The following is a 13,452-nucleotide window of genomic DNA, read 5'->3' on the forward strand; positions in this document are numbered from 1 at the left end:
TAGAATGAGAGTATTCTACTAAGTTAGGGGGAACTTATATGCAACATGCCTTTATTACGCTTGTACCTAAATCCAATCAACAATCTGTTTCAATAGATGATATAAAACAACTTTTTCATTATTATAAAACAGTTACTTCCAAAACCGGTGTTCAAATTAATTACGCTTATACAAATACCGCTTTTCCGTATGAAATTTTAGATACATCAGCAACAACATTCAAACTACAATCTACTCACGATCGATATGACTCCATTTATGTTGGTGTCGGTATAGAAAAGGAACAAACTTATATTCAAGTTTCTTTACCACCTAATGCAACATTTGGTGATAAAGGAAAAGCAAATGAATTTTGCCGTTTTCTAGCGAAGAAATTAGAAGGAGAGTTAAAATTATTTAATGGAAGAACAATGTATTTCTATAAACGTTAATTTAAAAAATAGAAAATATAATTAAGAAAAGTATGCAATTTGAACACGTAAGGAATAATGCCTGCTTTCTAATTTGCAATACAAAATATGCGATCACATATGCTAAATAAAGAAATACAAAAAATAGAATAACTTTATAATGCAACTTATCACCATTTGACAATGATAATACAACGGAAAAACCACTCCATAATAAAAAATGATAAAATATAACATGTAATATTCTCATGGAACCTTCTCCTTTGACATGCTCTATTTTATTAATATATGGTATTAAGTTTGAATCAATTACATATTACACGAAAGCATATATATGGCTTTTGGATTTATATATGTTTTAACAATTCAATTAAATTATTATATATTCATTCGACAAGTACGTATAAAGACCTTGCAAGCCACTTTTATTATAAAATAAAAAATAGCCCATCTCTTTAAATAAGAGATGGGCTATTTTCATTACTTAAATTATTTTACAATGTGAATTGGCATTCCAAGAGCAACTTCAGCTGCTTCCATTGTGATTTCACCTAATGTTGGGTGAGCGTGGATTGTTTGAGCGATATCTTCTGCTGTCATTCCAGCTTCGATAGCTAAACCAATCTCAGAAATAATATCAGAAGCGCCTGCACCTGCAACTTGAGCACCTACAAGAAGACCATCTTCTTTACGTGTTACAAGTTGTAAGAAACCGTCAGTGCTGTTTAATGATAATGCACGACCGTTAGCAGCGAATGGGAACTTAGATACAGTTACAGTCATTCCAGCTTCTTCAGCTTGTTTCTTAGTGTAACCAACAGATGCTAATTCTGGATCAGTGAAGCATACTGCAGGAATTCCGATGTAATCGATAGCTGACGCATGGCCACTAATTGCTTCTACAGCTACTTTACCTTCGTAAGAAGCTTTGTGAGCTAATGGTGGTCCAGGAACGATATCACCGATTGCATAGATGTTTGGTACATTTGTACGACATTGCTCATCGATTTCGATGATGCCGCGGTCAGTCATTTTAACTCCAACTTGCTCAAGACCGATTTCTTGAGTGTTTGGACGACGACCTACAGTTACTAATACGTAATCTGCTTCTACAGTTTGGATTTCACCTTTAACTTCGAAGCTAACTTTTACGCCAGTTTCTGTTTCTTCAACGCCTTTAGCCATAGCTTTTGTATGGATTGTTACGTTACCTTTTTTCTGTAGAGCACGTTTAACAACAGAGCTCATAGCTTTTTCGAAACCAGCTAAGATTTCGTCGCCAGCTTCTACTACAGTAACTTCTGTACCGAAGTTAGCATATGCAGTACCTAATTCCATACCGATGTAACCGCCGCCGATTACAACAAGTTTTTTAGGAATTTCAGGTAAGCTTAAAGCACCTGTAGAGTTGATAACACGTTTAGAGTATTTGAATCCTGGAATTTCGATTGGTGTAGAACCAGTTGCAAGAACAGCATTTTTAAACGTATAAGTTTGAGCTGCATCTTCAGTCATTACGCGTAATGTGTTAGCATCTACGAAGTAAGCTTCACCGCGAATGATTTCAACTTTGTTACCTTTAAGAAGGCCTTCAACACCGCCAGTTAATTTCTTAACTACGCCGTTTTTCCATTCTTGAACTTTTGTAAAGTCAACTTTTACGTTCTCTGCAGTGATACCCATGTCATCAGAATGCATTGCATTCTCATAACGATGACCTGCATTGATTAACGCTTTTGAAGGAATACATCCAACGTTTAAGCATACGCCACCAAGGTTAGCTTTTTCAATAATCGCTACCTTTTGACCTAATTGTGCTGCACGAATTGCCGCAACGTATCCACCAGGACCTGCACCAACAACGACTGTATCTAATTCAATTGGGAAATCTCCTACTACCATTGTTATTACGCCTCCATTACTAATAATTGTGGGTCATTCAATAGACGTTTAATTTGGTTTAATGCTTTTTGAGCAGTTGCGCCGTCAATTAAACGATGGTCAAAGCTTAGAGATAATGCTAATACTGGAGCTGCAACGATCTCACCGTTTTTCACAACTGGTTTCTCAGCGATACGGCCGATACCAAGGATGGCTACTTCTGGGTGGTTGATAACTGGAGTGAACCATTGTCCACCTGCAGAACCAATGTTTGTAATTGTGCAAGAAGCGCCTTTCATTTCAGCAGGAGCTAAACGACCTTCACGTGCTTTACCAGCAAGATCATTGATCTCGTTAGAAATTGTGAAGATAGACTTGCGATCTGTATCTTTAACAACTGGTACTAATAGACCTTTGTCTGTATCAGCTGCGATACCGATGTTGAAGTAATGTTTATGAACTACTTCTTGAGAAGCATCATCTAAAGAAGTGTTTAACATTGGGTATTCACGTAATGCAGATGTTAAAGCTTTAACAACGTATGGAAGGTAAGTTAATTTAATACCTTTGTCAGCTGCCACAGCTTTGAACTTCTTACGATGAGCAACAAGTTCAGTTACATCTACTTCATCCATTAATGTTACGTGAGGAGCTGTATGTTTAGAGTTAACCATTGCTTTCGCAATTGCTTTACGGATACCACTCATTTTCTCACGAGTTTCTGGATATTCACCAGCTGGGATTGGTTGTGCTTTTGGTGCTTCTTCTTTCGCTGCTGCTGGAGTAGCTTCTACTGCTGCTGGAGCCTCAGTTGCTGCTACTGCTTGTCCACCATTTGCAAATGCATCGATGTCAGCTTTTACGATACGACCGTTCTTACCAGAACCAGCTACTTTATGAATGTCTACGCCGTTTTCACGAGCATATTTACGAACAGATGGCATAGCGATTACGCGCTCATTTACTACTTCTGCAGTTGCTGCTGGAGTAGCTTCAGCTTTAGGAGCTTCTTCTTTTGCTTCTTCAGCTTTAGGAGCTTCGTCATGATCGTCGCCTTTAAATTTAAGGTTTTCGTATCCAGGAGCATCAAATTTAATTAATGTATCTCCAACTACTGCAACCGTACCTTCTTCTACAAGTACTTCAAGTACTTTACCTTTAACAGGAGAAGGAATTTCTACTACTGCTTTATCATTTTGTACTTCAAGAAGTACGTCGTCTTCGTTTACTTCGTCGCCTGGTTTAATAAACCATTTTACGATTTCACCTTCGTGGATACCTTCACCGATATCTGGTAGTTTAAATTCAAATGCCACGGAATTCAGCCCCCTGATTCATTTCTTTATTATGGAATATGGCAAAAGAAATCAGCATGTGCTGATTTCTTTTGCACATGAATAAGTAAAAATTAGAAGTTCATTACTTTGTTAACAGCTTCAACAATATCTTTATGGTTTGGTAACCATACGCTCTCAGCTTGAGAGAATGGGAATACTGTATCAGCAGCTGCAACACGTACAACTGGAGCTTCTAAGTTTAAAATTGCACGGTCGTTAATTTCCGCTACAACGTTAGCTGCAATACCAGCTTGTTTTTGAGCTTCTTGAACTACAACTACGCGGCCTGTTTTTTCAACAGAAGCGATGATTGTTTCGATATCTAATGGTTGAACTGTACGTAAGTCAACAACTTCTAAAGAGATACCTTCTTTTTCAAGTTCTTCAGCAGCTTTTAATGCAGCGTGAACCATAGCACCGTAAGCGATAACAGATACATCTGTACCTTCACGTTTGATGTCAGCTTTGCCTAAATCAATTGTGTATTCACCTTCTGGTACATCTTGACGGAATGAACGGTACAATTTCATATGCTCTAAGTAGATAACTGGATCGTTGTCACGAATCGCAGAGATTAAAAGACCTTTTGCATCGTATGGAGTAGATGGAATAACAACTTTTAGACCAGGTTGTTGAGCCACTAAACCTTCTAAGCTATCAGCATGTAGTTCAGGAGTATGAACACCACCACCGAATGGAGAACGAACTGTTACTGGAGCAGTCCAACGTCCACCAGAACGGTAACGCATACGAGCTAATTGACCAGAAATTGAATCCATTACTTCATAAACGAAACCGAAGAATTGGATTTCTGGAACTGGACGGAATCCTTCAAGTGCAAGTCCAACTGCAAGTCCACCAATACCAGACTCTGCAAGTGGAGTATCCATTACACGGTCTTCACCGAATTCAGCTTGTAAACCTTCAGTAGCACGGAATACACCGCCGTTTACACCAACGTCTTCACCAAACACAAGTACGTTAGGGTCATTTTTCATTTCAACGCGTAAAGCATCAGTGATTGCTTGAATCATTGTCATTTGAGCCATGGCTTACTTCGACTCCTTTTCTTTGTAAATTTCATATTGTTCAGCTAAGTTGTAAGGCATTTTTTCGTACATGATTTCCATTAAATCAGTAACTTTTTGTTTTGGAGCTTGGTCAGCCTTAGCAATTGCTTGTTTGATATCTTCTTTTGCTTCTTCGATTACTTTCTCTTCAACTTCTTGAGACCATAGGCCTTTGTTTTCTAAGAATGCACGGAAGCGTACGATTGGATCTTTTTGTTCCCATTCGTTCTCGATATCTTTTGTACGGTAACGAGTTGGGTCATCACCAGCCATTGTATGTGGACCGTAACGGAATGTTAAAGTCTCGATTAAAGTAGGACCTTCACCATTTACTGCACGCTCACGAGCGAAAGCAGTTGCTGCGTATACAGCTAATGGATCCATACCGTCTACTTGAATTCCGTAAATACCTGCTGCTACTGCTTTTTGTGCTACAGTTTTAGCTGCAGATTGCTTTTCTACTGGAGTAGAGATTGCATAACGGTTGTTTTGTACAACGAAGATTGCTGGAGCTTTGAATGCACCCGCAAAGTTCATACCTTCGTAGAAGTCACCTTGTGAAGCACCACCGTCACCAGTGTAAGTAATTGCAACAGATTTTTTACCACGTAATTTCATACCTAACGCAACACCAGCAGTTTGGATGATTTGCGCACCGATGATGATTTGTGGAGCAAGTGCATTTACGTTCTCAGGCATTTGGTTACCCATGAAATGTCCACGAGAGAATAAGAATGCTTGGTATAATGGTAAACCGTGCCATACTAATTGTGGCACATCACGATATCCTGGTAAGATGAAATCTTCTGCTTCAAGTGCGAAATGACTTGCTAATTGAGAAGCCTCTTGTCCAGCTGTTGGTGCGTAGAAACCTAAACGTCCTTGACGGTTTAAAGAAATAGAACGTTGATCTAGTACGCGAGTATACACCATACGGCGCATTAATTCTTTTAATTGATCATCAGATAATTCAGGCATAGCTGCTTCATTCACAACTTCGCCTTTTTCATTTAAAATTTGTAATGTTTCAAATTGAGCTGCGATAGCTTTCATTTGCTCATCAACATTAAATAGGGTCTTTTTTGTTTTAGTACCCATTCCGTTCACCTCTTCCTCTCTTGAACCATATTCTGAAACGCTTTCACTATCTATTAGCTAGATGGAAACCGCAACAATGTAAACCAACAAATTTATTTGTCGGTTGAGAATAATTTTGTGTACCTAACAATCTGTACTAATGTTTTTTCAGAAACATATTAATACAATCTTGATCACGTTTTTTAGTTTACAACTATTCTAATTACGATGTCAATTACTTTGAATACGTTTTTTTATAAATAATCTGCAGGTTTCTCCTACACAAACGTGTTTTTATTTTTCACATCTGTATTAGTAAGCATTAACCTACTGTTATATTATTCCCTTTTTAACTTGTTTTTTCTCTTAGAATAATATGTAAACGATTTAATTCCCTTTAGTTTTTCTCTCTTCTTAGCAAAAATATACAAACTCTTCTTCCTTTTATAGGTAATTACCCATACATTTCTACTCTTCCCTCCATACATTATAGTAACCGCAGTATTAGCGGGAAATGATAAAGGAGGTCATCTCATGTACGGATATTCATATTGCTATCCAACTTGTTCATATCCTTCCTACGGTTATGGCGGTTCTTGTGGTGGGTCTGGACGCGGCTTCGCCTTAATCGTTGTGTTGTTTATTCTTTTAATTATCGTTGGTGCTGCTTGCATTCGCTAATGTAAAATGAAACAACTATGGAAAGAAAGAGACGGCTCTGCCGTCTCTTTCTTTTTATTCCTACATAACCGATCTATCTTCCCCTTACTTGCCGATGACTTTTTCCATCTCCTTTGGTAGACTAAAAAGGAAAGGAGAGATTACATATGCTTACAATGAAAGATGTAATTCGCGAAGGAGATCCTATTTTGCGAAACGTTGCAGAAGAGGTAGTACTACCAGCGAGCGAAGAAGATACAAATACTCTTAAGGAAATGATTGAATTTGTAATAAATAGCCAAGATCCTGAAATGGCTGAAAAATATAGTTTACGCCCTGGAATCGGATTAGCGGCTCCGCAAATCGGTATTTCAAAAAGAATGATTGCGGTTCATGTAGCAGATACGGACGGTACGTTATATAGTCATGCATTATTTAATCCAAAAATCATTAGCCATTCTGTTGAACGTACATATTTACAAAGTGGTGAAGGCTGTCTATCAGTAGACCGTGAAGTACCTGGTTATGTCCCTCGTTATACAAGAATTACAGTGAAAGCAACTTCTATTAACGGCGAAGAAGTAAAGTTACGTTTAAAAGGGTTACCAGCAATTGTATTTCAACATGAAATTGACCATTTAAATGGTGTTATGTTCTATGATCACATTAATAAAGAAAATCCATTTGCCGCTCCTGACGATTCAAAACCTCTAGAGCGATAGTAAAAAAGGCGGAATATACTCTTCCGCCTTTTTACTATATGAAATAGATTCCATATTCACTTATAGCAATCCAGCCCATTTTAAACCATGATATATACCGTCTTCACTAACATCCTTTGTCACATGATTTGCAAGTTTTTTCAAGTCTTCATGACCATTCCCCATCACAATACCTGTCCCAACTGCTTCAATCATTTCTAAATCATTTAAGCCATCCCCAAATGCATACACTTGTTCACGGTTAAATCCTAGCTTTTCAATGAATTTCTCAATCCCTTTTGCCTTAGAACCACCATTTGGAATAATATCCATTGAATACGCATGCCAGCGAATAAAATGAAAGTCTGGGTACTGATTTATAAACTTTTCTTCTTCATTTACTTCACAGAAAAGAAGTGTTTGATAAATATTACGCTTCTCATAAAAATCAGGTTCATATGCCGGATGCTCAAAATGTAAACTGCCAAACCCTTCTTTCACATAATCATGATATTCCACTGATGCTCTCATTTCTTGATGATCAAGATATACAAGTGGATATCCTTCTTGTTTTGCAAACTGAGTAAACTTATGTAGAGCAGCTGGATGTAATGGGTTATTAAATACTACCTCATCTTCAAATACAACGTACTGTCCATTAAAGCTAACATAATTGTGGATATTAAGTTCCTTACGAATATCTTCGAACATAAATGGCGCACGTCCTGTCGCAATTGCTACATGCACGCCTTTTTCTTGTAACTGCCTTACTGCGTCTCGCGTAGATTGCGGAATCTTTTTATCATGATCTAATAATGTTCCATCAATATCAAAAAAGACAATTTTATCATTCATTTGTCAAAATCCTTTCTGTTACTCTATATTCCTATTTTGATTATCGCTTTTCAAATACTAAAAAAAAGTATAACATATTAAACATCTGTGAAGAAAGCGTTCACTTTCTGACCTTATTTATGAAACCTGCATATATATATTAGTAAAAAATGTGGATACTTGTTCGTATGAATTTTCTTTTCTATTCTTTCTCATACTATAGCTATAACTAACGGCTACTAATCGTTACTATAGAATAACTTTCTCTGTATGAGAAAAGACAAGATTCAACATTCACTTTTGTCCTCTTTCTTATATCAGAGACGGCGTTTTCACTAGTAATATGCATGTTTAAAATAAGGAAAGGAAGGAGTAATCATGCTGAAGAAGCTGAAGAAAAAGCTGAAGCGTTATTTAAAAGATCTAGTCCGTAAAAAGACGATCGCTTAAATTATGCCCATTTCGGGCTTTTTCTTCATTCTCATTCGAAAAAACATGAAAATCGTGACTGTTTGCTTTATAATAAGTAACAGATAATGCAAAACATAGACAAGGAGAGGTTTTCCAAATGATTTTTAAAGTATTTTATCAAGAAAAAATGACTGAGGTTCCAGTACGTGAAAATACAAAAGTTTTATATTTAGAGGCTACGTCTGAGAAGGATGTTCGTACAAAATTAAATAAGTTCGCATATAATATCGAATTCGTTCAGTCTGTGACTGGCAATCATCTTGAATATGAAAAAGAAAACGCTGATTTAACATTAGCGGAAATCGTATAGTCATATGAAATTTCTAAAGAATGATCAAGCAGCCGTTTTTGCTTTAGGTGGCCTTGGTGAAATCGGTAAAAATACATATGCTGTTCAATTTCAAGATGAAATTATTATAATTGACGCTGGAATTAAATTTCCAGAAGACGAACTCCTCGGAATCGATTATGTAATACCAGATTACACTTATTTTGTGCGAAACGAAGATAAAATTAAAGGATTATTCATTACACATGGTCACGAAGATCATATTGGTGGAATTCCTTACTTATTACGTCAAGTGAACATTCCGATTTATGGTGGAAAATTAGCAATTGCACTAATCAAAAACAAATTAGAAGAGCACGGATTACTTCGTAAAGCAAAACTTTATGAAATTCAAGAAGATGATGTTATTAAATTTAAAAAGACATCTGTTTCCTTCTTCCGTACAACTCACAGTATCCCAGATTCATACGGAGTTGTTGTGAAAACACCTCAAGGACAAGTGGTTCATACTGGAGATTTCAAATTTGACTTCACACCAGTTGGTGAACCAGCGGACTTAACAAAAATGGCTGAAATCGGAAAAGACGGTGTACTTTGTCTCTTATCTGACAGTACAAACAGTGAAGTTCCAAACTTTACAATGTCTGAGCGCCGTGTTGGTGATAGTATTCAAGATATTTTCCGCAAAGTAGAAGGTCGTATTATCTTCGCAACCTTTGCATCAAATATCCATCGCTTGCAACAAGTCGTTGAAGCGGCTGTTGAAAACAATCGTAAAGTGGCTGTATTTGGCCGAAGTATGGAGGCAGCGATTGAAATCGGACAAAACCTCGGTTATATTCGCTGTCCGAAAGATACATTCATAGATGCATCTCAATTAAATCGTCTACCGGCTAATAAAGTTGTTATTTTATGTACAGGTAGTCAAGGGGAGCCAATGGCAGCACTTTCACGTATTGCTAATGGTACCCATCGTCAAATTCAAATTATTCCTGGCGACACAGTTGTGTTCTCTTCTTCACCAATCCCTGGTAATACAATTAGTGTAAGCCGTACAATTAATATGTTGTACCGTGCTGGTGCTGATGTAATCCACGGAAAACTGTCAAACATTCACACGAGTGGACACGGTGGACAAGAAGAACAAAAACTAATGCTTCGTCTAATTAAACCGAAGTATTTCATGCCAATTCATGGTGAATATCGTATGCAACGTATGCATATGAAATTAGCAAATGATTGTGGTATTCCAGAAGAAAACTGTTTCATTATGGATAATGGTGATGTTCTTGCCTTACGTTCAGATGAAGCAAGTGTAGCTGGTAAAATACCATCTGGATCTGTTTATATTGACGGAAATGGTATTGGAGATATCGGTAATATCGTATTACGCGATCGTCGTATCCTTTCTGAAGAAGGACTTGTTATTGTCGTTGTAAGCATTGATATGAAAGAATTTAAAGTTGCAGCAGGGCCTGATATTATCTCACGTGGTTTCGTTTATATGCGCGAAAGTAGTGATTTAATTAATGATGCTCAAACATTAATTACAACTCATTTAGAAAAAGTAATGGAACGTAAAACAACGCAATGGTCTGAAATTAAAAATGAAATTACAGATACATTAGCACCATTCCTATATGAGAAAACGAAACGTCGCCCAATGATTTTACCAATCATTATGGAGATATAAGAAAAAGGACAATACCTTTATGGTATTGTCCTTTTCTCTTATCTTAAAAAGTGCTTGAAACGATCTACTTCATCGTCATGACCAATTACAATTAATATATCTCCCGCTTGAATGTTTTCCGTAGCTCGAGGAGATACAATAACTTCTTTACCACGTTTAATCGCTACAATATTCAATCCAAACTTCGCACGAATATCTAATTCGATTAAAGAATGACCATCGATTTTTTTATTTGCAATAATCTCTACAATACTATGCTCATCTGAAAGCTCAAGATAGTCTAATACATTACTTGATGCAATATTATTAGCAATCCTTTTTCCCATATCACGCTCTGGGTGCACAATGTGATCTGCTCCTATTTTACTTAATACTTTTTCATGGTAATCATTTTGAGCTTTTACAGTAATATTTTTTACACCTAACTCTTTCAGAATTAACGTTGTTAAAATACTTGAATTCAAATTGTCCCCAATCGCAACGACTACATGATCAAAATTACGAATACCAAGACTTTTTAATACCATCTCATCTGTTGAATCTGCAATTACAGCATGTGAAGCTATATTTGCAAACTCATTAATTTTATCCTCATCTGAGTCAATTGCCATTACTTCCATACCTAATTGAGCAAGTTCTCGACAAATACTTCCACCAAAACGCCCAAGCCCAATGACAGCAAATTCTTTCTCTTTTTCACCCACAGGAATTCCTCCAATAACATCGAATACTATGTATTTTTATTGTAACATACTTTAGATTTGCTACAAAAACCTGTATATCATTCTTTATTTTTGTTTTTGCATATAAAAATACTGTTGTAAATAAAATACGATACTGAAAATTAACATACCAAATACAAATATGTTTCCAAATGAACTAAACGTTTCAAAAACGAATAATAACGTTTCTTGTCCGAAGAAAGCAAATAATAGTTGTGTGAATGCGAATAGCAATGCCAATATATAATGGTGTTGATGAAATAAATAATGCGTTGCACCTAAAAAAGCGATAAACGAAAGAATGAAAATCCACCAATTTTCTAAAAACAGTTGCCAATTCGTAAATTGATACCCATTTACTAATATCGCAATAATTGCTATAACCGCCATCGTTGGCACACTCCATAACAATGCACGCCCTCTAAAGAAATGCGTACCTTTTACATCTCCCTTTTCATTTGCAATGTATGTTAGCACGACAGTACTTATATACAACACAGAGAGAATTGTTAAAACAATTATGAGCCAAAAATGCAACTGATAATATTCATGTTCTATATTCGTCACGATAGCAGCTAGCATACACGGTATTAGCATTCCCGTCCAACCATCTACTTTTCTCTCATTCCAAAATACCGTATTACCAATACGAATTCCTAATAGCATAAAAATAATGATACCTAGTACAAATAATGTAGTCTTATTTCCTACTAAGCTCGTTGAAAAAGCAATTAATCCAATAAATAAAAAAAGAACAAACCCATTCATAATTTCTAGTACAGGTGATAAATACCTTTTCACCCAGTTGTATGTCTCTTCATATTCATTATTATTCGCTAAACGGTAGGCATAAAAACTTATCCCAAAATAAACCGCCGCAATAATAACATATGTATATAAAACAAAACATAAAATCGCACTGCTAATCTGCACGTAATTCCCCACCCTTTTTTCTACGTTTCACCTTGATTTTACACACTTTCCACACGAATTGTAAACATATATAAGCTAGTTAACTAATCATCTTCTCAATAAGCGATAATGAATAATGAGCAGCGGCTCAAAACCACTGCTCATTATTTTATCCATTTGTATGCCGATGTGTATTCAAAACAAATATGAAAGATGTTTTCACCTTGGAACTAACGAATACCCACCAAGTTGGCGAGCAAATTTACTTTCTAGTTCCCTTCCATTTTACATATTGATCTAAAAATACGATAGCTTTCTCAATAGCCTCTTCATCTGGCTTTAATTTTGCATGATGTAAACCATATTCTGAATTTACCCCAAGCCAAAACATAAATCCAGGAATCTCTTGAAGCATATAACCAAAATCTTCACCTGTCATTGCCTCAGTACATGTAATTACTTTCATATCAGTTTGTTCACTTACAAATTGCATAAACTCTCTCGTTAATGCTTCATGATTGTATACTTGATGATACATCGCTCCGTAGTCAATAACGGCTTCACATTGGAAGGAAGCTTCTATACCTGCAACAATTGCCTCAATCCTACTTTTAACACGGCTCATCGATTCCACTGATAACGTTCGGATCGTTCCCTCTAATCGAGACTTTTCTGCTATGATATTTTGAACTGTACCGCCTGTTATTTTTCCGATTGTAATTACTGCACTATCAAGTGGGTTTACATTACGACTAATAACAGACTGAAGCTGTGTAACAAGGTGACTAGCTGCGACAATCATATCATTTGCAGTATGAGGATAAGCTGCATGTCCACCTTTCCCCTTTAAATCAATATATAACTCTGATGTATTTGCAAATAATAGCCCCTCTTTTGTAGCAATTGTCCCTACAGGGTATTCAGGTGCAATATGAAGGCCGAGAATAATATTTGGCTTCCATTCTTTTAACTCTTCACTCTCTAACATAGGAAGAGCCCCTCCAGGCCCTTCTTCAGCTGGTTGGAATAGAAATACAAGGTCATCATCTATTCTTTCTGTTACAGCTGCTGTTAGGAGGCCTAAACCGATTGTCGTATGTAAGTCATGTCCACATGCATGCATCATTCCTTCATGAACAGAAGCGAACTCATATCCAGTTTCCTCTGTAATTGGTAAACCGTCTATATCTGCGCGATAACCTATAACTTTTTCTGGATTCCTTCCCTTTACTTTAACAATAACACCTGTTCTCCACACTTTCACTTCCACATGTTCATTCGAAAGCGTTCCTATGTAATCTAAAATATACTGTTGTGTTTTCCACTCTTTAAATCCAATTTCCGGTATTTTATGTAAGTCTCTACGAATTTGAACGAATTTGCTTACTACCATTT

At 36.5% G+C, this 13,452-nt stretch carries 14 protein-coding genes; 5 read left to right on the plus strand and 9 right to left on the minus strand.

Annotated elements, in window-relative coordinates:
- The first annotated feature begins 38 nt into the window (after nt 1-38).
- A complete protein-coding gene (locus PDQ33_RS08495; RefSeq protein WP_001163309.1) occupies nt 39-431 on the plus strand; it encodes a DUF1885 family protein in 393 nt (130 codons plus the stop codon).
- Between the two features lies 1 nt (nt 432).
- Here the strand turns inward: PDQ33_RS08495 and PDQ33_RS08500 are convergent, their stop codons facing one another.
- The 5 genes from PDQ33_RS08500 to pdhA all read right to left on the minus strand — a co-directional run bounded on the left by PDQ33_RS08500 (nt 433) and on the right by pdhA (nt 5,796).
- Nucleotides 433-660 carry a hypothetical protein gene (locus PDQ33_RS08500; protein ID WP_001221351.1) on the minus strand — a complete coding sequence of 76 codons (228 nt, stop codon included), beginning with the start codon at nt 658-660 and terminating at the stop codon, nt 433-435.
- A 239-nt stretch (nt 661-899) separates the two neighbouring features.
- Nucleotides 900-2,312 carry a dihydrolipoyl dehydrogenase gene (lpdA, locus tag PDQ33_RS08505; protein ID WP_000260111.1) on the minus strand — a complete coding sequence of 471 codons (1,413 nt, stop codon included), beginning with the start codon at nt 2,310-2,312 and terminating at the stop codon, nt 900-902.
- A 5-nt stretch (nt 2,313-2,317) separates the two neighbouring features.
- A complete protein-coding gene (pdhC, locus tag PDQ33_RS08510) occupies nt 2,318-3,607 on the minus strand; it encodes a pyruvate dehydrogenase complex dihydrolipoyllysine-residue acetyltransferase (protein ID WP_000863427.1) in 1,290 nt (429 codons plus the stop codon).
- Nucleotides 3,608-3,699: 92 nt separating this feature from the next.
- Nucleotides 3,700-4,677, minus strand: a complete 978-nt coding sequence (gene pdhB / locus PDQ33_RS08515) for a pyruvate dehydrogenase complex E1 component subunit beta (protein WP_000068166.1) — start codon at nt 4,675-4,677, stop codon at nt 3,700-3,702.
- A gap of 3 nt (nt 4,678-4,680) precedes the next feature.
- The gene (pdhA, locus tag PDQ33_RS08520) at nt 4,681-5,796 is read right to left on the minus strand and encodes a pyruvate dehydrogenase E1 component subunit alpha (protein WP_000536893.1); all 1,116 of its coding nucleotides are present in this window, start codon (nt 5,794-5,796) and stop codon (nt 4,681-4,683) included.
- Between the two features lie 513 nt (nt 5,797-6,309).
- On the opposite strand from pdhA, the gene PDQ33_RS08525 reads away from it, so the two are divergent.
- The gene (locus PDQ33_RS08525) at nt 6,310-6,456 is read left to right on the plus strand and encodes a YjcZ family sporulation protein (RefSeq protein ID WP_000274562.1); all 147 of its coding nucleotides are present in this window, start codon (nt 6,310-6,312) and stop codon (nt 6,454-6,456) included.
- Nucleotides 6,457-6,602: 146 nt separating this feature from the next.
- Entirely contained in the window at nt 6,603-7,157 is a 555-nt protein-coding gene (gene def, locus PDQ33_RS08530; protein WP_061132257.1) for a peptide deformylase, read from the plus strand.
- Nucleotides 7,158-7,217: 60 nt separating this feature from the next.
- Here the strand turns inward: def and PDQ33_RS08535 are convergent, their stop codons facing one another.
- The gene (locus tag PDQ33_RS08535) at nt 7,218-7,991 is read right to left on the minus strand and encodes a Cof-type HAD-IIB family hydrolase (protein ID WP_000998288.1); all 774 of its coding nucleotides are present in this window, start codon (nt 7,989-7,991) and stop codon (nt 7,218-7,220) included.
- Between the two features lie 547 nt (nt 7,992-8,538).
- Here PDQ33_RS08535 and PDQ33_RS08540 point away from each other — a divergent pair.
- Nucleotides 8,539-8,751 (plus strand): DNA-dependent RNA polymerase subunit epsilon, encoded by a 213-nt coding sequence (locus tag PDQ33_RS08540; RefSeq protein ID WP_000576444.1) that lies wholly within the window; start codon nt 8,539-8,541, stop codon nt 8,749-8,751.
- A gap of 4 nt (nt 8,752-8,755) precedes the next feature.
- On the plus strand, nt 8,756-10,423 hold the full coding sequence (rnjA, locus tag PDQ33_RS08545) for a ribonuclease J1 (RefSeq protein ID WP_000670368.1): 1,668 nt from the start codon (nt 8,756-8,758) through the stop codon (nt 10,421-10,423).
- A 38-nt stretch (nt 10,424-10,461) separates the two neighbouring features.
- On the opposite strand, the gene PDQ33_RS08550 is transcribed toward rnjA, so the two are convergent.
- From PDQ33_RS08550 to PDQ33_RS08560, 3 genes are all read right to left on the minus strand, one after another.
- Entirely contained in the window at nt 10,462-11,127 is a 666-nt protein-coding gene (locus PDQ33_RS08550) for a potassium channel family protein (protein WP_000504032.1), read from the minus strand.
- A gap of 84 nt (nt 11,128-11,211) precedes the next feature.
- A complete protein-coding gene (locus PDQ33_RS08555) occupies nt 11,212-12,078 on the minus strand; it encodes a hypothetical protein (RefSeq protein WP_061132256.1) in 867 nt (288 codons plus the stop codon).
- Between the two features lie 241 nt (nt 12,079-12,319).
- Nucleotides 12,320-13,450, minus strand: a complete 1,131-nt coding sequence (locus tag PDQ33_RS08560; RefSeq protein WP_270755334.1) for an N-acetyldiaminopimelate deacetylase — start codon at nt 13,448-13,450, stop codon at nt 12,320-12,322.
- Between the last annotated feature and the right edge of the window lie 2 nt (nt 13,451-13,452).

The sequence above is a fragment of the Bacillus cereus group sp. Bc031 genome (assembly GCF_027716265.1).
GTDB lineage: Bacteria > Bacillota > Bacilli > Bacillales > Bacillaceae_G > Bacillus_A > Bacillus_A paranthracis.

What these genes read in the sequence shown, in the direction of transcription:
- PDQ33_RS08495 (WP_001163309.1), top strand. Translation starts at nt 39, where the DNA reads ATGCAACATGCCTTTATTACGCTTGTACCTAAATCCAATCAACAATCT.
- PDQ33_RS08500 (WP_001221351.1), bottom strand. Translation starts at nt 660, where the DNA reads ATGAGAATATTACATGTTATATTTTATCATTTTTTATTATGGAGTGGT.
- lpdA (WP_000260111.1), bottom strand. Translation starts at nt 2,312, where the DNA reads ATGGTAGTAGGAGATTTCCCAATTGAATTAGATACAGTCGTTGTTGGT.
- pdhB (WP_000068166.1), bottom strand. Translation starts at nt 4,677, where the DNA reads ATGGCTCAAATGACAATGATTCAAGCAATCACTGATGCTTTACGCGTT.
- pdhA (WP_000536893.1), bottom strand. Translation starts at nt 5,796, where the DNA reads ATGGGTACTAAAACAAAAAAGACCCTATTTAATGTTGATGAGCAAATG.
- PDQ33_RS08525 (WP_000274562.1), top strand. Translation starts at nt 6,310, where the DNA reads ATGTACGGATATTCATATTGCTATCCAACTTGTTCATATCCTTCCTAC.
- def (WP_061132257.1), top strand. Translation starts at nt 6,603, where the DNA reads ATGCTTACAATGAAAGATGTAATTCGCGAAGGAGATCCTATTTTGCGA.
- PDQ33_RS08535 (WP_000998288.1), bottom strand. Translation starts at nt 7,991, where the DNA reads ATGAATGATAAAATTGTCTTTTTTGATATTGATGGAACATTATTAGAT.
- PDQ33_RS08540 (WP_000576444.1), top strand. Translation starts at nt 8,539, where the DNA reads ATGATTTTTAAAGTATTTTATCAAGAAAAAATGACTGAGGTTCCAGTA.
- rnjA (WP_000670368.1), top strand. Translation starts at nt 8,756, where the DNA reads ATGAAATTTCTAAAGAATGATCAAGCAGCCGTTTTTGCTTTAGGTGGC.
- PDQ33_RS08560 (WP_270755334.1), bottom strand. Translation starts at nt 13,450, where the DNA reads ATGGTAGTAAGCAAATTCGTTCAAATTCGTAGAGACTTACATAAAATA.